At 49.5% G+C, this 17,968-nt stretch carries 19 protein-coding genes; 12 read left to right on the top strand and 7 right to left on the bottom strand.

The window, feature by feature from the left end:
• The first annotated feature begins 85 nt into the window (after window positions 1-85).
• The 3 genes from HHL17_RS24260 to HHL17_RS24250 all read left to right on the top strand — a co-directional run bounded on the left by HHL17_RS24260 (window position 86) and on the right by HHL17_RS24250 (window position 4,222).
• The gene (locus tag HHL17_RS24260) at window positions 86-2,509 is read left to right on the top strand and encodes an ABC transporter permease (protein ID WP_169227440.1); all 2,424 of its coding nucleotides are present in this window, start codon (window positions 86-88) and stop codon (window positions 2,507-2,509) included.
• Window positions 2,510-2,621: 112 nt separating this feature from the next.
• Window positions 2,622-3,332 (top strand): DNA alkylation repair protein, encoded by a 711-nt coding sequence (locus HHL17_RS24255; RefSeq protein WP_169227439.1) that lies wholly within the window; start codon window positions 2,622-2,624, stop codon window positions 3,330-3,332.
• Window positions 3,329-4,222 carry an SPL family radical SAM protein gene (locus HHL17_RS24250; protein ID WP_169227438.1) on the top strand — a complete coding sequence of 298 codons (894 nt, stop codon included), beginning with the start codon at window positions 3,329-3,331 and terminating at the stop codon, window positions 4,220-4,222. The genes HHL17_RS24255 and HHL17_RS24250 overlap by 4 nt, the downstream gene beginning before the upstream one ends.
• Window positions 4,223-4,233: 11 nt before the next feature.
• On the opposite strand, the gene HHL17_RS24245 is transcribed toward HHL17_RS24250, so the two are convergent.
• The gene (locus tag HHL17_RS24245; RefSeq protein WP_169227437.1) at window positions 4,234-4,872 is read right to left on the bottom strand and encodes a transposase; all 639 of its coding nucleotides are present in this window, start codon (window positions 4,870-4,872) and stop codon (window positions 4,234-4,236) included.
• Between the two features lie 124 nt (window positions 4,873-4,996).
• Between HHL17_RS24245 and HHL17_RS24240 the strand changes: the two genes are divergently transcribed.
• A complete protein-coding gene (locus tag HHL17_RS24240) occupies window positions 4,997-5,428 on the top strand; it encodes an acetyltransferase (protein WP_169227436.1) in 432 nt (143 codons plus the stop codon).
• Window positions 5,429-5,479: 51 nt separating this feature from the next.
• Here HHL17_RS24240 and HHL17_RS24235 read toward each other — a convergent pair whose 3' ends face one another.
• Together HHL17_RS24235 and HHL17_RS24230 are read right to left on the bottom strand one after the other, a co-directional pair.
• Window positions 5,480-5,914: an HAD family hydrolase gene (locus HHL17_RS24235; RefSeq protein WP_206156163.1), complete on the bottom strand. Its 435-nt coding sequence runs from the start codon at window positions 5,912-5,914 to the stop codon at window positions 5,480-5,482.
• 52 nt (window positions 5,915-5,966) lie between these two features.
• Entirely contained in the window at window positions 5,967-6,998 is a 1,032-nt protein-coding gene (locus HHL17_RS24230; protein WP_169227435.1) for a GNAT family N-acetyltransferase, read from the bottom strand.
• 478 nt (window positions 6,999-7,476) lie between these two features.
• Between HHL17_RS24230 and HHL17_RS24225 the strand changes: the two genes are divergently transcribed.
• Both HHL17_RS24225 and HHL17_RS24220 read left to right on the top strand, forming a co-directional pair.
• Window positions 7,477-8,466: a sigma-54 interaction domain-containing protein gene (locus HHL17_RS24225; protein WP_169227434.1), complete on the top strand. Its 990-nt coding sequence runs from the start codon at window positions 7,477-7,479 to the stop codon at window positions 8,464-8,466.
• A gap of 77 nt (window positions 8,467-8,543) precedes the next feature.
• Window positions 8,544-8,858, top strand: coding sequence for a hypothetical protein (locus tag HHL17_RS24220; RefSeq protein ID WP_169227433.1), 315 nt, complete (start codon window positions 8,544-8,546; stop codon window positions 8,856-8,858).
• Between the two features lie 3 nt (window positions 8,859-8,861).
• Here the strand turns inward: HHL17_RS24220 and HHL17_RS24215 are convergent, their stop codons facing one another.
• Entirely contained in the window at window positions 8,862-9,245 is a 384-nt protein-coding gene (locus HHL17_RS24215) for a winged helix-turn-helix transcriptional regulator (protein ID WP_169227432.1), read from the bottom strand.
• Window positions 9,246-9,328: 83 nt separating this feature from the next.
• On the opposite strand from HHL17_RS24215, the gene HHL17_RS24210 reads away from it, so the two are divergent.
• From HHL17_RS24210 to HHL17_RS24200, 3 genes are all read left to right on the top strand, one after another.
• A complete protein-coding gene (locus HHL17_RS24210; RefSeq protein WP_169227431.1) occupies window positions 9,329-10,108 on the top strand; it encodes an alpha/beta hydrolase in 780 nt (259 codons plus the stop codon).
• A gap of 69 nt (window positions 10,109-10,177) precedes the next feature.
• Entirely contained in the window at window positions 10,178-10,621 is a 444-nt protein-coding gene (locus HHL17_RS24205) for a hypothetical protein (RefSeq protein ID WP_169227430.1), read from the top strand.
• An 87-nt stretch (window positions 10,622-10,708) separates the two neighbouring features.
• The gene (locus tag HHL17_RS24200; RefSeq protein WP_169227429.1) at window positions 10,709-11,209 is read left to right on the top strand and encodes an SRPBCC family protein; all 501 of its coding nucleotides are present in this window, start codon (window positions 10,709-10,711) and stop codon (window positions 11,207-11,209) included.
• A 7-nt stretch (window positions 11,210-11,216) separates the two neighbouring features.
• Here HHL17_RS24200 and HHL17_RS24195 read toward each other — a convergent pair whose 3' ends face one another.
• Window positions 11,217-11,645 (bottom strand): secondary thiamine-phosphate synthase enzyme YjbQ, encoded by a 429-nt coding sequence (locus tag HHL17_RS24195; protein ID WP_169227428.1) that lies wholly within the window; start codon window positions 11,643-11,645, stop codon window positions 11,217-11,219.
• Between the two features lie 118 nt (window positions 11,646-11,763).
• On the opposite strand from HHL17_RS24195, the gene HHL17_RS24190 reads away from it, so the two are divergent.
• On the top strand, window positions 11,764-12,846 hold the full coding sequence (locus HHL17_RS24190; protein WP_169227427.1) for a Gfo/Idh/MocA family protein: 1,083 nt from the start codon (window positions 11,764-11,766) through the stop codon (window positions 12,844-12,846).
• A gap of 35 nt (window positions 12,847-12,881) precedes the next feature.
• Here the strand turns inward: HHL17_RS24190 and HHL17_RS24185 are convergent, their stop codons facing one another.
• Window positions 12,882-13,607 carry a DUF92 domain-containing protein gene (locus tag HHL17_RS24185; protein WP_240975959.1) on the bottom strand — a complete coding sequence of 242 codons (726 nt, stop codon included), beginning with the start codon at window positions 13,605-13,607 and terminating at the stop codon, window positions 12,882-12,884.
• A 52-nt stretch (window positions 13,608-13,659) separates the two neighbouring features.
• Between HHL17_RS24185 and HHL17_RS24180 the strand changes: the two genes are divergently transcribed.
• A complete protein-coding gene (locus HHL17_RS24180) occupies window positions 13,660-14,031 on the top strand; it encodes a DUF4260 domain-containing protein (RefSeq protein ID WP_169227426.1) in 372 nt (123 codons plus the stop codon).
• Between the two features lie 52 nt (window positions 14,032-14,083).
• Here the strand turns inward: HHL17_RS24180 and HHL17_RS24175 are convergent, their stop codons facing one another.
• On the bottom strand, window positions 14,084-16,525 hold the full coding sequence (locus HHL17_RS24175) for a TonB-dependent receptor (RefSeq protein ID WP_169227425.1): 2,442 nt from the start codon (window positions 16,523-16,525) through the stop codon (window positions 14,084-14,086).
• 217 nt (window positions 16,526-16,742) lie between these two features.
• Between HHL17_RS24175 and HHL17_RS24170 the strand changes: the two genes are divergently transcribed.
• Window positions 16,743-17,957, top strand: a complete 1,215-nt coding sequence (locus HHL17_RS24170) for a sterol desaturase family protein (protein ID WP_169227424.1) — start codon at window positions 16,743-16,745, stop codon at window positions 17,955-17,957.
• The last annotated feature ends 11 nt before the right edge of the window (window positions 17,958-17,968 follow it).

Here is a 17,968-nt window from a genome sequence, read left to right as displayed (position 1 = left end):
TTTATAATATTTTGATATTTAGTTACTGGTATGATGGTTTCTTTTTTGGTGGGTGAGTATCTTTTTTAGGTATAAATTCCCTGCCATGTTAAAAAACTATTTCAGCATAGCCATACGTAACCTTTGGAAGAACAAGGCTTTTTCGGCGATCAATGTGCTGGGCCTGGCCATAGGCCTGGCTACCAGTTTGCTGATTATTCTTTATGTACTGGATGAGCTGAGCTATGACCGTTTTCACGCCACTGCGGAGAGAACATACGAAGTAGATGCTGACATCAAATTCGGAGGCACCCGCTATGCTGTCGCTACGGCGCCGGCGCCAATGGGCCCGGCCATGAAAGCCGATCTGCCGGAAATAGAAGAAGCTGTCCGCTTCCGCAAATATGAGGGCTGGCTGGTGCGCAAGGGGAGTCAGAATATCAAAGAAGACAAAGTGATTTACGCTGACTCCACCCTGTTCCGGGTTTTTTCACTCCCGCTGCTGGCCGGCGATCAGGCTACGGCATTAAAGGAACCAGGTACCGTGGTGATCACGGAGAAAACTGCTGTCAAATATTTTAACACGGCTGACGCGGTGGGTCAGGTGATGATGATCAATGACAGCGTGCCTTATAAAGTAACCGGCGTGTTGAAGCCCTTCCCGGGTCAGACGCTGCTGGACTTCGATTTCTTTGTGTCACTCTCAGACGCCCCGGAAAGCAGAAACGACAAGTGGCTGGCGAACAACTTCAACACCTTTGTGGTGCTGCGTAAGGGCGTTGATCCGAAGAAAGTGGAAGCGAAACTGGGGCCTGCCACGGCGAAGTACATCGCGCCGCAACTGGTGTCTATGATGAACACTTCCCAGGAAGAACTGGCACGCAACGGAGACTATATCCATTATTCCCTGATGCCACTGACAGACATTCACCTGTACAGCAACAAGTCCTATGAACTGAGCCCCACCAGCGCCATTCAATACGTATACATCTTCTCGGCCATTGCGCTGTTTATTTTGCTGATAGCCTGTGTGAATTTTATGAACCTGTCCACCGCCCGTTCTGCCAACAGGGCGCGGGAAGTGGGCATTCGCAAGGTAATGGGGTCACAGCGTTCACAACTGGTGGCACAGTTCCTGACCGAATCGCTGCTGGTAAGTGCCGTGGCCATGTTACTGGCACTCGGTATTGCCTGGCTGCTGTTACCGCTCTTTAACGAAGTGGCGGCTAAACATATTACCATCGGTTTATTCAGCAGGCCATGGCTGGGATTGATATTACTGGCCCTTGTAATGACGGTAGGACTGTTGGCCGGTAGTTATCCTGCCTTTTTCCTGTCGGCCTTCCGGCCGGTACTCGTGCTGAAAGGCACGATCGCTTCGGGCTTCCGGAACAGTATGTTGCGCAACGGTCTGGTAGTGTTCCAGTTCAGTATTTCCATTTTTTTGATGGTGGGTACCCTGGTGATTTACAATCAGCTCCGTTTTATCCGCAACAAGCAGCTGGGCTTCGACCGCGACCAGGTGCTGGTGCTACAGAATACCAATGTATTGGGCAGTCAGGCACGGGCCTTCCGGCAGGAGCTCATGGGACTGAATGGCATGAAGGCTGCTACCATGACATCGTTTCTGCCTACCGGCAGCAGCCGTAACGACGGGCCTATGTTCCTGAATCCGGTGCCCGATCCTAAAAATGCGGTCACCATGCAAATGTGGTCGGTGGATGATCAGTATATTCCGGCCATGGGCATGCATATGAAAACAGGCAGGAACTTCTCCGCTGCATTTGCGACCGACTCACAGGCGGTGGTGATCAACGAAGCAGCCGCACGGCTGATCGGGCTGAAAGATCCTATCAACCAGAAAATATATGAATGGCGGGATATGGACAGCAAAACCGGGAACGGCTATACGATCATCGGGGTGGTAAAGGATTTTAATTTTAACTCCTTACGTGAACAGGTAACGCCACTGGCATTGTTCCTTCACGAAGACAGGGGAAGTATGGCTTTTCGTATACGCAGCAATGATATACCGGCACTGGTAGCGAAGGTGGAGGAGAAATGGAGAACAATGGTACCTAACCAACCTTTCAGCTACTCGTTTATGGATGATGATTTTAATAGCCTGTACCAGTCAGAAAGCAGGATGGGCAAGATATCCCTGTCATTTGCGGTACTGGCCATTTTCATCGCCAGCCTTGGATTGTTTGGACTGGCAGCTTACGCAGCTGAACAGCGGACTCGCGAAATCGGTATCCGTAAAGTGCTGGGCGCTACCATGACCAACATCGTCCACCTGCTGTCCAAAGATTTTCTGAAACTGGTGATGATCGCCATCCTGTTTGCCTTCCCGCTGGGCTGGTGGGCCATGCACCGCTGGTTGCAGGACTTCGCCTACCGGATCGGTATTGGCTGGGAAGTATTTGCCGTAGCTGGTTTTATGGCCGTTAGCATTGCGCTGTTGACCATCAGTTTTCAGGCTATCCGCGCAGCATTGGCCAACCCGGTGAATAGCCTGCGGGCACAGTAACCTGATCTCCATTTAACCCAATAAAAACAAGGCCGCTTCTATTTTGAAGCGGCCTTCCCTTTATATGGCTCTCATAGATTTCATACCTTTATCCCTGTAACAATAACGATGTATGGAAAGTATCAGTAGTAAGGCAACCATAAAACTCCTGGTGGCAGAGGCGGTGAGCACCTGGCAGCAAAAGGGTCAGGAGGCCTTCATCATCTCGCTGCATGATACTTTGCTGAAGAAAAAAGTGCGCTTCCCGTTGTTGGAATATGCTGCCAAAGAAATAGCTGCAGCAATTCCCGAGGCGGAGCATATTGACATCACAGACCGGATCATTAACCTGCGGGAAATCGGGAGCCAGGTACTGGCCGGGATGGTTCTGCAGTTTCGTTTAGACCGGAATTTTGAAGCCTCCGTTAGCAAAGCCTGTGACTATATACAGTTCGGTGATCAATGGTATGTGTGTGATATTATCGGGGAGCGGGTATTAGGGTACGCCTTGCTGACGATGCCGGAAAAGACTATTCCATTATTAGCGCAATTATCCAGGCACGAAGATAAATGGATCGTCCGGACAGTAGGGGTGGCTACCCATTACGCTGTTAAAAAAGGATTAGACCTGTCATTTGTTGAACCGGTATTCAGGATATTGTTATCATTGTCGGACACCACGGATTTTCATACTAAAAAGGGAATCGGATGGGGCGCCAAAACAGTCGCCAGGTTTCACCCACAGTTGGTAGCCCGTTATCATCAGCAGCTCGCATCTGTCGAAACCCGACAATGGTTTCGGACAAAAATCAATATAGGTCTTCACTACAGCCAGAAAAAATGATACGTACCGTTGCCGTTAAATCTATACTCAACAAGACTAAGAACCGTGATCCCTGGTTCCTGGACGACTATACGGTCAATCCTTACAGCGGCTGCTCCTTTAACTGCCAATACTGTTATATCAGGGGAAGCAAATACGGGATCAACATGGAAGAAAAGCTAAGTGTTAAAAGTAATGCCGTTGAGTTGCTGGAGCGGCAGCTTTCAGCCAGGGCACGGAAAAAACAATACGGTATTATTGTCCTTTCTTCTGCCACAGATCCATACCTGCAAATCGAAAAAACGGAACAGCTCACCCGGCGTCTCCTCGAAGTAATCCTGCATTATCGGTTCCCGGTACATATCATCACCAAGTCAACGCTGGTCAGCCGCGACTTTGAGCTGTTACTCGACATCAACAACGCAGCCATACTCCCGGATGATCTTCAGGATAAACTATCCCATCGCGCTTTCGTTACATTTTCCTTTTCGACCATCCATGATGTTATTGCGCATATTTTTGAACCCGGTGCCCCGGCGCCGTCACAGCGCCTGGACACTTTAAGGATGGCCATCGAAAAGGGCCTTCACAGCGGCGTTAGCCTGATGCCACTGCTCCCTTTCATTACTGATACCGCAGCACACCTGGAAGAGATGTTCCAGGCATTTAAGACCGCCGGTGCAGCCTATATCTTCCCGGCAACGCTGACATTATTTGGGTCAGGGCCATCTGACAGCAAAACATTGGTGTTGAACGCTGTCGCAAAACACTATCCCCATTTACTGGAAAAGTATCACCGTTTTTTTGCGGACGGTTCCCAAATGCCGTCGTACTACCGACAGGCTTTCACGCAGAAAATGGATGAATTATGCCGGCAATACCAGATCCGGAATAGCCTGCTGGCGCGTTAGAAGAAACTAAACTACCCTTTCATGATTTGTGATTCGTAGGCGGAGCCTCGCATCCACAACAGCCAGTTCATGCTGGCCACCGCGCCGATATTGATTACGCCGGCATATACCACCCAGAAGCTAAACCCGTAGAAATAAATAATGGGAATCCAGTAGCTGAACACGCTCCAGTACGATGCCATACAGATAGGGCACTGGATGACCGGTTTGCGCAGGTATTTATTGACCTTGAACACCTCGTCTATCTTAAAAAAGCGGACGCCGTTATCATTTACTTCCACCTGTATTTTTCCATCGATCTTTGGTAAGATGTTGTTAAGTTCCTTTAATACAGGGACCCTGGATGCATCACCCAAAGGAAGCAGGATGCTGTTTTCTTCCGTCAGTAGTGGTGATTCCGGCATCAGTACCCGTAGTTTTTGTATCAACAGCGCGAATTGTTCGTTACTGTAATAGATTTTCGTTCGGTCTGTGCGGGTGAGGTATTTGAAGAGGGGGAACAGGATCATTTCGCTGTCCTTGTCTCGTCCATTGGGAAGTTTTTCCACGGCCCCTTTGGCGGCTATCCGTACGCCCAGTATGAACAGGGATTGTAAAATAACATAGCCCAGGGCTGCCATGATGCCAAAAAATATTACACTTGTTTCCATTTTGTTTGAATTGTAAGTACAAAATTACCACTACGTCATTTGGCATTTATGACACTGATCGTTGGATATTTGGTATAAAACACAGAATATGCGAACTTGTTACCCATTTTAAAAGAACTGGAAAATGAAGATAAGAAGAGCAACAGCCGGAGATTACCCGGAGATGGTACGTATATGGGAGTCTGCCGTGAAGGCCACTCATGATTTTTTAACGCAGGAAGATTTTGATCACATCAAGGGGCTATTGGCAGAGGCTTTTTTCCCCCAGGTAGACACCTACCTGTTGCTGGATGCTGAGAACACACCGGTAGCTTTCCTGGGTGTGCATGCAGATTCCCTGGAGATGTTATTTGTGGATAATGCGGTAAGAGGAAAGGGGCTGGGAAAGCACCTCGTCAACTATGCCATTACCGATCTGAACATCCGCAAAGTGGACGTGAATGAGCAGAACGGCCAGGCCGTAGGTTTTTATGAGCGGATGGGTTTTACCGTCAATGGCCGGTCTGAAAAAGATGGTATGGGCAAACCATATCCGATATTACATATGACATTATAAAATAAATAAGCCTGCGTGATCGCAGGCTTATTTATTTAGGAACAGCTATGCTTACTTTGCTGGCTGAAGCGGCCAGGCTTTTTCTTTGGCCCTGGTGCGCGCAGGCAGTACCTGTCGCGCTTCCAATAGGGTTTCCATTTTATACCAGTTTACAGATACTCTTCCGAAAATATCGTCTTCCACGGGGCAACCCAGGGCTGCATCATCGATGTAATAATCTGCCTGTACTTTAGGACTGCCGGTCCATCGGCGCTGTTGGGGATTCCTGTTTTCACCATAGAGGGTAATGCCTCTGCCATTGAGCCATTTCACGGCGTCTTTCAGATGCCGGCCGGACCGCATCGTATTGAGAATAAGTTTGACTCCTTGTTGCTGTAATCTTTGCAACACATGGATACAGTGTGGAATTTCTTCCCCTATCATCGGAAAACGATGATAGGTACAGGTTCCGTCAAAGTCTATCGCGATGGTGATGTTGGAATACATACGTGATGAAGGTTTAAAAAAAAGATATGGTAAAATTTTTTATCAACTATAACTAGAGAAAGCGGTAAACAGGAAAAGGCAGGTCTGTCATAAGCAGTGTGGGCGCCTTTTTCAGTGTCAGGGCTTTATACGTGGCGGTGTCGGCTATCAGGCGCCACGTTTTGAAATCCAGGAAGTGTTCTGAGAAACCGGCCTTAAAGTTGAACAGGGAGTCCTGCTGCCCGCCTACGCCCCCGCCGAGATGTAAATGTTGCATGCGTCGGGATTGCCCGAAAATGCTGGCTTCCTCCACCAGCAGGCGCATGGGCGAATCGTGAATGAAATCTTCATGCGTGGCTGCCAGGTGCAACTGCATAATATTGTTGCAGCAGGTGGTGAGCACGCCGGCGGTGTCCCGTCCTTCAAAAGAGGCCAGCAGTATGTTGCTCTGAAACGATGTGGCCTGAAGTAATTGTTTGAAATAGTTTTTATCGAAATGATAATTGGCATTGGCCCCCAACCGTTGCATATTCTGCAAATAGATGGCTGCAAATGATGCAATGTCTTCTTCGTGTATGCCCTGCCGTACTTTGTAACCTTTATTCCGCAGCTGATTGATCTTGGAGCGAAAAGCTTTGCGGTACTGCTGCCGCTGTTCCGCCATCGGCAGCGTGAGGTCTATGTCCACGGTTTTCCCGTTGTCATACAGCCCACCGGCTTGCCCGGGCTGAAAGTGCTGATGAATCAATGGATGCAGCCGTGTGAACACGCTCACGATTTTTTCTTTTTTCAGAAAATGAAGAAAGGTCCGCAAAAACTGCTGTAACAGCGCTGTGGGCATGTCGCTAAAATCAAGATTGGAAACAGGCCCTGCATAGCCATATACAGAGGTACAGTCAAAATAGTTGGTGTCTTCTATGTTCCGCTTCAGTAGCGGCACTGCAATGAAATGTCCATCTTGCTCAAATACAAAAAGAAAAGGATGGCTGTCTCCCGCGGATAACTGATGATAATACCAGGTGTGGTGGAAATCGTAGCTGTGTGCTGCGTGGATGACCTGGTCCCAGTGTTCCTGTTCCGTAATGTCAACTGTAAAGTAAGGCATAACAAATGAGGTTTTTAAACATATAGATTTGATGGTTATGTGTTGATCGATGGGTGTTTTATGGGCAGGGTATTCGGTGTAACAAGGCAGGAATCCGTACTGGAATTTGGCATAGGCGCATAGCATATCCGTTAGACACCAACTGGTATCTTTTTTGTATAATGCAGCCTGCTATTGATGTAAAAAGTCTTTACCTGTTACTATCGCTGAAATCTGCTATTGTTTGTTTTATATGTGATTGTTTGGGCTTCAGTTTGTATTTACAGAACTTCTGTAATTTTTTTTCCGGGTTAAAAAAGTTTCCATCCGGAATTCAATGACTATGCCATGTGAGTAAATAATTGTTAACCAGTTGATTACAAAGGATGTTGGACAATGGTCCCATCCAATATGTTGGAGTTACCCAAATGGATATACGAAATGTTGGATATTGTTAACCAGGGTTGTCGCGATAGACAACTCACTGACCCGATAGTGAATGAAAAGTGAACAGGCAGATAAGGATGCTACTTATTTATCAACGTCGTACGGACCATTGATAGGGGGCCCCGCTTTGCAGATTGTGATACAGCAGGTGCAGCAGGTGGCTGATACCGATGCCACGGTATTGCTCACCGGGGAAACCGGTACCGGCAAAGAAGTCATTGCACATGCCATTCATGAATTGTCGGCCCGCCGCGGGCGTCCTATGGTAAAGGTAAACTGCGCTGCGCTGCCGCTACAGCTGATAGAATCAGAATTGTTTGGCCACGAGAAAGGCGCTTTCACCGGCGCGCTGCAACGCCGCATGGGTAAATTTGAACAGGCCCATCAAAGTACCATCTTCCTCGATGAAATAGGGGAGCTGCCACTGGAACAGCAACCGAAACTGCTAAGGGCACTACAGGAAAAAGAAGTGGAAAGGATTGGCGGCACGACCGTTAAAACAGATGTGCGGGTCATTGCTGCCACCAACCGTATATTGGAAGCGGAATGCCAGGCAGGCCGCTTTCGCTATGACTTATACTACCGCCTTCATGTATTTCCGATACACCTGCCACCATTGCGGGAACGGAAAGAAGACATCCCCCTGTTGGCGAAATATTTCATGGAAAAAGCTGCCCAGCATTTCCGAAAGCCCATGGCTACTATCAGTCAGCGCTCCATGGATGCCATGATGAACTACCATTGGCCCGGCAATATCCGGGAACTGCAACACTTGGTGGAAAGAGCAGTGATCATCGGCAACGCGCCGGTGATCTATGTGGAACTGCCTCCGCCGGAAAATCCAAGGGACACCGATTCCAGTCCGCCTATTACCAGTCTCGCAGAGGCAGAAAGACAACTGATTATTCGTGTACTGAAACATTGCAATGGACGTATCCGGGGAGAAAACGGCGCTGCGGCCATTCTACAGATAAAACCAACTACACTGGAAGCAAGAATGAAAAAACTGGGCATCACCAGGCAGCACATGAGCAACCATTGATATCGCCCCATTCTTTTCTCCCAAAATAATAACCTGTTGTAGCTGTATATTTACGGAGTAAATATACCCGTTGCTGTATGATTGCTATTGATTGGATCCGAGAGGATCATTTACCGGCGCTGCTGTCAGCTCTATCCCATATCTGCCACCATGCCTTTGATGATGCTGATGTGGATGCCGTATCCTATGGATTAACCGATACCTCCCTCGATAATGATCGCTGGTTTGACTACTCCCTGCCAGGGGAACAAACGATTGCATTGCAGTTTTGCAGGGATGATGACGACACCGATATCATTTATTGCCGTATTCATTGTGCGGATGAACATCAACCGGCTATAGAGATGATGCAGTTCTTCCTGGGGAATTTTGCCTTACAGTATCTGCGTTGATCATTAAAGCGTTGAACATTGCAACTGCTGTGCGGCCCAGTCTTTTTTACTCCAGGCCTGCAACTCGAAAATAATGGAGAGTAACCCTTTTCCTTTGCAGGTAATGCTGTATGCTGTTTGTACGGGCGTGGTGGTCATGATGTAGGTTTTGCTCACAAGGTCCTGCGCTACCAGTTCCCCGAGCCTTTTGCCCAGTATCTGGTCAGATAAGGAAGGATGTGCCTTTTTCAATTGACTGAAATGCTGTAAGCCGGTGAATATACTGTGGAGTATCTGTATTTTCCAGCGTTGGCTGATGTTCAGCAGGGTTTCATTTACATCGCAGTAGGATGCCAGTACTTTCAGGTTATGGGCATTCATGGAACTGCCTTTTACTTTCGATGCCATACGTCACGTTTTGCTTACTCACTCTCGGGTGAGCTATTGATGATGATGATAGGTCTTTCTAAAATTGCAGAAAATTATTTTTCATGCAATCAAAGTTAGTCAAATTAATTATTGTATTCCTGTTGGTACAGGTATCCCTGATGGCACAGTCCCACAAAGTATATGTACTCGTGCATGGCGCCTGGCACGGCGGCTGGTGCTGGCAACGGGTCAGTGAAAAGCTGCGGGCAGATGGTAATATCGTATATACGCCCACGCTCAGCGGTCTGGGTGAGCATAACAATCAGCCGCATGACAGCATTAATCTCGATACCCACATCACCGATATTGTGAACCTGCTCAATATGGAGGACCTTCATGATGTGGTGCTGGTAGGCCACAGTTACGCGGGTGTGGTGATCACCGGGGTGGCAGACCGTATTCCGGAGAGGATCAGCAAACTGATTTACCTGGACGCGGTGCTTGCGGAGAACGGGCAAAGCGCGTTGTCGGTGCAACCGCCTGCGGTCCAGGCAGATTTTAAAAAAGGTGCCGTGCCATACGGGATGCGCAGTTTGCCTACGCTGTCAGCTGGTTTCTTTGGCGTCAGCAATCCGAAAGATGAACAGTGGGTGAATGAGCGGTTAACATTGCAGCCTTACCACACCTTCGCGCAACCGCTGGTACTGAAACATCCGTATGGAAATCACCTGCCGCTGATTTATATCGCCTGTACACAGCCACAGCTGCCCAGTCTGCGCCAGTTTGCGGATAGGACCCGGCAATCTTCCCAATGGAAATATTACGAAATGAAAACAGGGCATGATGCCATGATCACGCAACCGGTGGAACTGGCCAACCTGCTGGTGTCATTAAGCCGATAGGGGATTTTGGCGGAAGACGGTAATGCACTTATATTTGATACACTGTTTTTAACCAATAACGTACGTATCATGAAGAAATTTTTTGGCGCATGCCTGTTGACCGCCGCCCTTTTTACAGGATATGCCTCCTATGCGCAACAGCCCGCAGCCAATACGCTCCGCGAAGGAAAGCATGACCTCACCCTTCAATGGATCAGCTGGGACCGCCCCGGGAAAGTGATGATCAACAAACAAAAAGACGGCACTTATACGGTAAAAGGCGAACAACGCGATGCAAAAAGCGGAGACTTTGTGACCATTGATGGTACACTTAAAGCAGAATCGCCCAAGGAACTGACTTTCAACGGTACCATCCGCACGCAGTACAGCAATGTGAATGGTGGCAAGGTGTGCGAAAAAACCGGTACCTACCACTTTGTGGCCAAAGGGGCCAGGAAATACTGGAGGCTCCAGGAAATGGATAACTGTGAAGGCAATAACGTAGTAGATTATGTAGACATCTACTTTAAATAATCTCAAAAAAATGCGTAACCGAACGGTATTCTATTTATATTTGTAACCGTTCGGTTATGTATTTTTTATTGATTAAAAACCACGATCATGGCAACAACACCTCAACCAGCAGTCGCACAGACCGGCATGCTGATCAGAAAACCGGCAGCGGAAGTGTTTAACGCATTCATTGATCCGGCTGTCACCACCCGGTTTTGGTTTACCAAAAGCACGGGTAAACTGGAGAAAGGAAAAGAAGTTATCTGGTCCTGGGAAATGTACCATGTAAGTTCGGCGGTCCAAACGGTGGATATCGTGCCCAACAGCAGGATAGAGATCCGGTGGTTCGACGGCTTCGATATGAAAGCAGGAGACCCGGGTACCCGTGAGAATGCCACCCGCGTGGTGTGGACGTTCACCCCACATGGTGACAACGCCACTTTTGTTGAGATTGTCAATGATGGTTTTTCCGGTGATGCCGCCACGGTATGTCAGAAAGCGCTGGATTCAAACGGCGGCTTCTGCTGGGTGTTGGCCGGACTGAAAGCTTATCTCGAACATCACCTGGAGCTTAACCTGGTGGGAGACCGTTTCCCGCAGGGTAAATAACAGATCACTACATCGGCTTGCCCCATGCGGTCAGCACCAGGTTGCGGGGCCCGCCATAATCCCTGTGTTCACACAGGTAGATGCCCTGCCATGTGCCCAGCGCCAGCCGGCCGTGGTGAATGGGGATCATTACCGAACAGCCCAGCAGGGATGATTTCAGATGCGCAGGCATATCGTCCGGTCCTTCATCATTATGCTCATAATCCGGATCATTCTCCGGAACCGCTTTATTAAAATACGTTTCAAAATCCACGCGTACAGTAGGGTCTGCATTTTCGTTGATCGTCAACCCGGCAGACGTGTGCTGGATAAATACCTGCAACATACCAGACTGCAACGTGCCTATCTGGGGAAAGGCCTGCACCACTTCGTGCGTGATCAGGTGAAACCCCCTGGGACGGGCTTTTAAACGCAATGCCTGCTGAAAAATTTCCATGCTTCTGTATTTCCTGCAAAAGTAAGATTTCTGTGCTGCATAAAATTCTGCTTGTAAATCACTGCATTGCACTGTATCTTACCGGGATTGATGAAAAACTAAACCGGAAATTTATCTCATGGCAGAAAACGTACAACCTTTACGGGTACTCGTAGTGGGCTGTGGCAATATGGGCACGTCACACGCGGTGGCCTACCATACCCTGGAGGGCTTCGACATCTGTGGTATTGTATCTACCGGCTCCAGCAAGCAGGTATTGAATGATAAACTGGGCGGCGGTTACACGCTGTACAGCAACTACGAAGAGGCACTGGCAGCCACCCGGCCGGATGCTGTCTGCATCTCCACCTATCCTGATACACACGAAAGCTATGCGATCAAAGCACTGGAAAGCGGTTGTCATGTATTCATAGAAAAACCGCTGGCAGATTCAGTGGCCGGCGCTGAACGAGTAGCGGCAGCTGCACATAAGGCTGGCAAAAAACTGGTGGTAGGATATATCCTGCGGCATCACCCTTCCTGGGAACGTTTCGTGGAAATAGCGCACCAGCTGGGCAAACCACTGGTGATGCGCATGAATCTCAACCAACAAAGCTCCGGCAGCAAATGGGGCGTACACCGCAACCTGCTGCAAAGCCTGAGCCCTATCGTGGATTGTGGCGTACACTACATCGATGTGATGTGCCAGATGACCCGCTCTAAACCGGTACAGGTAAGCGCTATCGGCGCACGGCTGTCCAACGATATCCCGGCCGACAACTACAACTACGGTCAGTTGCAGATCCGCTTTGAAGACGGCTCTGTAGGCTGGTACGAAGCAGGATGGGGACCGATGATCAGTGAAACGGCTTTCTTTGTGAAAGATGTGATCGGCCCGCAGGGCTGTGTGTCTATCGTTGCCAAAGAATCCGGCAGCACAGGCAACTCAGATAACATCGAGGCACATACGAAAACGGAATCCCTGCGGCTGCATCATGCTGCGCTCAATGAAAAAGGGGAGTTTGCAAAAGAAGATACCTGGATCAACATGGAAGATGAACCGGACCACCAGGAGCTGTGCAACCGCGAACAGCGGTATTTCCTGAAGGCTATCCGCGAAAATACAGATCTGACAGACCATATACAGGATGCGGTGAACAGTCTGCGCATCGCCTTCGCGTGCGATGAGTCTGTCCGTACCGGAAAGATCGTAACGTTATAAACAAATGCAAGCCCGCCTTTGTGCGGGCTTTTTCTTTACCACCATAACCAGCTGCATACGCCGGCTACCAGTGCGGCAAACAGGGTGTTGCCAAAGTTCACGGCATCGTTGCCGATATAATGTTTACGCTCCAGCGCGGCGCCCAATACAGAATCCATCAGGTTTCCCAATATACCGGCGATCACGATAAAGGCCATACGTTGGTCGAACTCTTCCGCCAACGCATATACGACGGCAATCACCGCGGCGCCGGCAGCCCCCAGCAGCGTGCCTTCCAGGCTCACGACGCCATCCAGCCCTTTCGGCTCTTTTCTGAAAGTAAGAATATTAAAAAAGCGACGGCCGTAAACGGTGCCCAGTTCAGACGACAGGGTATCAGCGGTGGCAGAGGCCAGGCTACCTGCGAGCATCAGTTCATACAGCCCACCATGCAGCGGATCTATCACCATCATCAATGCCATCAGGGCGGCGGCACCACCGTTGGCAAATACCTGGCTGGCTTTCCGCTTTTCAGGATGTGCGCCTTCTGCGGTAATAGCCGCTTTGACATTTTTTTTATGGGAGGTGGCCAGTGTGCCCAACACAAAGAAAGTGCCCAGCATGGCTATGCCTGGATATCCCGCGCCGGCAAAGACCAGCAGCCCGGTAAGACCGGCCGCCATGGCCGCAGGAACAGACAGTTTGCCGGTCCGGATACAGACCACCATAAAGCTTGCCAGCAGGAAAATAAAGAGGCCGTAATACTGAAACATCGTATTCATAAATCGAGGTCAGCAAAACTAATTAATTACTTTTGCTGCCTGAAAATTTTATATGAAAACATTGTTGAATCTCGAAGAAATTGCCATGTTCCTGGCCGCCGTTGTACTTTTTAATGTACAGTCTCCCTATGCCTGGTGGCTCTTCCCCGCATGTCTGCTGCTGCCGGACCTCAGTATGGTCGGTTATCTGGCGGGCAACAAAGTGGGCGCCTGGGTGTACAACTTCTTTCACCATAAAGGTATTGCCCTGCTGGTATACCTGGCCGGCTATACGCTGAGGCTTGACTGGCTTGTCTTCACCGGCATCATCCTGTTTGCCCACTCCTGTATGGACAGGGTCTTTGGTTATGGCCTGAAATACCTGACCGGCTTCAAAGACACGCATCTGGGGGAGATAGGCCCGAAGGCTAAACGAACAGCATAAAAAAAGCCGGTGTGGAAACACACCGGCCTGTTATTGAAATTGATTGTAAGGTTTAGAATTTAAAAGCCACACTGGCAGAGAAGCGGCGGGGCATCATTCTTTCCACGGTCGTCCATCCGCTGTAGTATGCTTTGTCAGTGATGTTGTCCAGTTTCAAAGCGATACGGTATGCATTTACCTGGTAGAATACACCTGCATTCAGCACTACATAAGAAGGCAGTGTGAATACACCGGTCGCCTTGGAATTGGTGATCATGTTTTCGCTGCCGTAGTTGCCTCCGAAACCGAGACCAAGGCCGTGCAGTTTACCGCTGGTGGCGGTATAGCTCACCCACCAGTTGGCCACATGCTCCGGACCAGCACTGGTAGGGCGACGGTCCAGTACACTGGAATCGGATTTCACCATTTTGCTGTCGTTGTAACCATATCCGGCCACAATGTTTAATCCCGGCAACGGATTGGCGATCAGGTCTACTTCCACACCCTTGCTGCGCTGAGATCCGTCCTGTATAGTGACGTTGTAGCGGTTACCACCTTTTTCCACGTCAATGCTGCGTGTCATATTGGTAACAAGAATGTTATAGTAGCTGGCGCTCATGCTCAGTTTGTTGTTAAGCACATTCAGTTTCACCCCGCCTTCAAACTGATTGGCCTGTTGCGGTTTCAGTACGCCGCTGTATTCAGACAGCGACTGTGTCACCGGAGCAGAGTTCTTAAAACCGTTCATATAGTTGGCAAACAGGCTCACTTTATCTTTTACCACCTGGTATATCAAACCAAATTTCGGGGAGACAGAGGTCTGGCTGAAATCATCATTGCTTTTCTCGCCGGTCACGTAGTTCTTGGTCGGTTTGGTAACGAAGTGGTCCACACGCAAGCTGGCCATGGCAATCAGCTGATCGGTGATATTCAGCACGTCTGATACGTAAGCGCTGTAAGTATAGTTAGTGGTGGCATTTCTCACCTGTCCGTCTTTTACCTGTGCCAGGCGGGCGTCTACAGCGGCTTTGCTGAGCTGGGAGTAGCGCGGGTCTTTCGGATTTACGGCATTTACCAGGTCAAAGAGGATGTAAGGTGAGTTGTCGTTTTCAGTATACTGGCTCAGGAAGTCCAGTCCTGCTACGAGCCGGTTGCGCAGGCTCCCGATTTTGAAATCACCGATGAAGTTCTGTTGAACGTCCGTAGCGGTGGTGGTAGAGTTCTGATGCGTTACATAGCGGCTCAACAAGGTATCGTTTGGCTTCTGTACAGAAGCGTCGCCCTGATCGAGGAACATCACGTAAGAGTAGTAGCCGTTGCTGCGGCGGGTGCTTCTGGAAACGGTAGTCTGTGAAGTCCACTTATCAGACAGCTTATAGTTAGCCTGACCGAAAAGGTTCACGGACGGTGTTTTCATGGTGATATCATTGCTGGTGAAAGACCGGGTGAAGTCGATGCCCAGCTGGTCCGGTGTTCTGGCAATCAGCTGACGGCGGCGGTTCAGGAATATCATCGTCGGGTTGGTGCTCTCACCGCTATAGAATTCAGTGTTCACGAGGAAAGACAGGCGGTCATTCACGCGGTAGGAGAGGCTGGGAGCCAGGAACCAGGAGCGTTTGAAGCCGGCATCCTGGTAGCTGCCTTCGGAATGGTAGGCCGCATTTGTGCGCAGGATAGCAGATTTATCTTTGTTCAGTGGCGTATTGATATCGGCGGTAACGCGGTTCAGGCCATAGGTACCGCCGGTGTAGCTAATTTCACCACCGAATATGTCGTAAGGTTTTTTAGTGACGATGTTGATCAGGCCGCCGAAAGAAATGAGGCTGCTGCCAAACAGTGTGCCGGACGGGCCTTTGATGGTTTCAATCCGTTCGATGTCAGCCGGATCAGGGCTGCCGTTGGAGATGCCCGCAATACCGTTGACCATGGTAGGCTGTACCGCAAAACCACGCATAGTGAAGTAGCCGGCGCCATCACCGCCACGGCCGGTGGAAGACCATAGCCGGGTTACGCCGGGCGCATTTCTCAGCGCGTCGTCAAAATTGCTGATCACCTGTTCTTTCATCAGTTCTTTACCCACTACATTGTATACTTGTGGGTTCTCCAGGTTTTTGATGGGCAGGCGTGCGATATAATCACTTTCCTTGTTGGCCAGTTTGTTCTGTCCGCCTACTACGGTCACTTCCGACAGTTGTGTTTTAGACACCTGCAGCTTCAAATGTACGGTGGCGGTCTGGTTAGCCGTTACCGTTACCGTCTCAGCCATAGGTTCGTACCCCAGCAGGGACACCTGTAATACATATTTCCCCGGCTCCAGGCGGCGGAAAGCGAAGTCGCCTTTACCATCGGTAACGGTGCCTCTGCTGTGTTGTTCTATGCGTACACTCACGAAAGCGGCTGCTTCTCCTTCATTGGTGACAATATTTCCTTTAATGCCTCCGGTGCCGCTCTGGGCGCTTACACCGGCTATTATGCTGAAGAGCATTACTACTAATGCTGATAATTTTTTGACCATTGTTGTGTTATAATATTGATCTAAAGAGACAAAATGACAATCCCGGGCGCAAAATTCTATCAGCAAAAAGAAGTTGCACCATCCGATCGGGAAAAAAGTTTACGCATTCGGGAATTATACATTGACGGTTCAACCCAGTTATCTGACAACTCGACAAAAAATGGGCGGCCAGCCTGCCGGGACATTGCATTTTTGTACCGTCCATAAACAACACATCATGAAATTTGAAAAAGTGCATAACAAAGGGCAGGCACGGCTTTTTAAAAGCCGTTACCTGGAAATGCTTACCAAAACACACCCCGTGGTGATTTTTGGTATGTACCTGCCCGTTATTGGGTATATGCTCTACTACAGCCATGCCACACTGGGATATTCACTGCTCCGTATTGTATTGACTTACTTCGGCGCTATGTTCTACTGGACACTGTTTGAATATGTGGCGCACCGGTTTATTTTCCATTGGGTGAGCGATCAGCCGGCTATCCGCCGGGTGGTATATACGTTGCATGGCAACCATCACGAATATCCGCGCGACCGGCAGCGGCTGTTTATGCCGCCGGTACCGAGTGTCATTATCTCTTCGGTTTTATTCTGTATTTTCTATCTCCTCATGAAAAATAATGCGTTCGTCTTCTTCCCGGGATTTGTGTCCGGGTACCTGTTGTACGGAAGCATGCACTACGCCATCCATGCCTGGGCGCCGCCATTTAAATGGCTTAAGCCGCTCTGGCGCAACCATCACCTGCATCACTATAAAAATGACGATCTGGGGTTTGGTGTCAGCTCTACTATATGGGACCGGGTATTCCGGACCATGTTCACGCTCTGTCTGATGTTGTGTCTGTCGGCCGCCGGTTATGCGCACCAGCAGGCGGAAGGGGAGTACCGGTTGGTGAAAAGGGATAAATCCATCTCGCTGTACGAAAGATGGATTACCGCTGGTAATGAGGAAAGTGTACGGGAAATCAAAGCGGTATTTACCGTCAGGTCTGATGTTCCCGCTGTGGCACGGCTGCTGACAGACCAGCAACAGGGCGTGGTGTGGAACGCCCGCGCTAAAAGCTATCAGGTGCTGCCGGTAGATGAAGGCCGGGAATGGATCACCTACCTGAAATACAACATACCCTGGCCTTTCGGTGACCAGGACTGTTGCCTGTTGTTCCGGCTGAACATGCGCAACGAACACTCCGGGGAAATCAGCTTCGAAAGCACGCTGAACAACCGGTTTCCCATTTCCGGTGATGTGACCCGCATCACCGGCACCCGGGGCAAGTGGCTGATGGAGGAATTGGGGAACAACACCATGCAGATCACCTACACGATCACTACCAACCGCAGCGCCCGGATACCACGCTGGGTGTCTGACCCCATTGTCCGCAATAACATGTTTGAAACCATGTCTACTTTCAGAAGCATCCTGGAGAAGCGTTGATCAACTTGTGC

This window comes from Chitinophaga fulva (assembly GCF_012927205.1).
GTDB classification, from domain to species: Bacteria; Bacteroidota; Bacteroidia; order Chitinophagales; family Chitinophagaceae; genus Chitinophaga; species Chitinophaga fulva.
This window is presented reverse-complemented; position numbering and strand designations above follow the sequence as displayed.

What these genes read in the sequence shown, in the direction of transcription:
- HHL17_RS24260 (WP_169227440.1), top strand. Translation starts at nt 86, where the DNA reads ATGTTAAAAAACTATTTCAGCATAGCCATACGTAACCTTTGGAAGAAC.
- HHL17_RS24255 (WP_169227439.1), top strand. Translation starts at nt 2,622, where the DNA reads ATGGAAAGTATCAGTAGTAAGGCAACCATAAAACTCCTGGTGGCAGAG.
- HHL17_RS24250 (WP_169227438.1), top strand. Translation starts at nt 3,329, where the DNA reads ATGATACGTACCGTTGCCGTTAAATCTATACTCAACAAGACTAAGAAC.
- HHL17_RS24245 (WP_169227437.1), bottom strand. Translation starts at nt 4,872, where the DNA reads ATGGAAACAAGTGTAATATTTTTTGGCATCATGGCAGCCCTGGGCTAT.
- HHL17_RS24240 (WP_169227436.1), top strand. Translation starts at nt 4,997, where the DNA reads ATGAAGATAAGAAGAGCAACAGCCGGAGATTACCCGGAGATGGTACGT.
- HHL17_RS24235 (WP_206156163.1), bottom strand. Translation starts at nt 5,914, where the DNA reads ATGTATTCCAACATCACCATCGCGATAGACTTTGACGGAACCTGTACC.
- HHL17_RS24230 (WP_169227435.1), bottom strand. Translation starts at nt 6,998, where the DNA reads ATGCCTTACTTTACAGTTGACATTACGGAACAGGAACACTGGGACCAG.
- HHL17_RS24225 (WP_169227434.1), top strand. Translation starts at nt 7,477, where the DNA reads ATGAAAAGTGAACAGGCAGATAAGGATGCTACTTATTTATCAACGTCG.
- HHL17_RS24220 (WP_169227433.1), top strand. Translation starts at nt 8,544, where the DNA reads ATGATTGCTATTGATTGGATCCGAGAGGATCATTTACCGGCGCTGCTG.
- HHL17_RS24215 (WP_169227432.1), bottom strand. Translation starts at nt 9,245, where the DNA reads ATGGCATCGAAAGTAAAAGGCAGTTCCATGAATGCCCATAACCTGAAA.
- HHL17_RS24210 (WP_169227431.1), top strand. Translation starts at nt 9,329, where the DNA reads ATGCAATCAAAGTTAGTCAAATTAATTATTGTATTCCTGTTGGTACAG.
- HHL17_RS24205 (WP_169227430.1), top strand. Translation starts at nt 10,178, where the DNA reads ATGAAGAAATTTTTTGGCGCATGCCTGTTGACCGCCGCCCTTTTTACA.
- HHL17_RS24200 (WP_169227429.1), top strand. Translation starts at nt 10,709, where the DNA reads ATGGCAACAACACCTCAACCAGCAGTCGCACAGACCGGCATGCTGATC.
- HHL17_RS24195 (WP_169227428.1), bottom strand. Translation starts at nt 11,645, where the DNA reads ATGGAAATTTTTCAGCAGGCATTGCGTTTAAAAGCCCGTCCCAGGGGG.
- HHL17_RS24190 (WP_169227427.1), top strand. Translation starts at nt 11,764, where the DNA reads ATGGCAGAAAACGTACAACCTTTACGGGTACTCGTAGTGGGCTGTGGC.
- HHL17_RS24185 (WP_240975959.1), bottom strand. Translation starts at nt 13,607, where the DNA reads ATGAATACGATGTTTCAGTATTACGGCCTCTTTATTTTCCTGCTGGCA.
- HHL17_RS24180 (WP_169227426.1), top strand. Translation starts at nt 13,660, where the DNA reads ATGAAAACATTGTTGAATCTCGAAGAAATTGCCATGTTCCTGGCCGCC.
- HHL17_RS24175 (WP_169227425.1), bottom strand. Translation starts at nt 16,525, where the DNA reads ATGGTCAAAAAATTATCAGCATTAGTAGTAATGCTCTTCAGCATAATA.
- HHL17_RS24170 (WP_169227424.1), top strand. Translation starts at nt 16,743, where the DNA reads ATGAAATTTGAAAAAGTGCATAACAAAGGGCAGGCACGGCTTTTTAAA.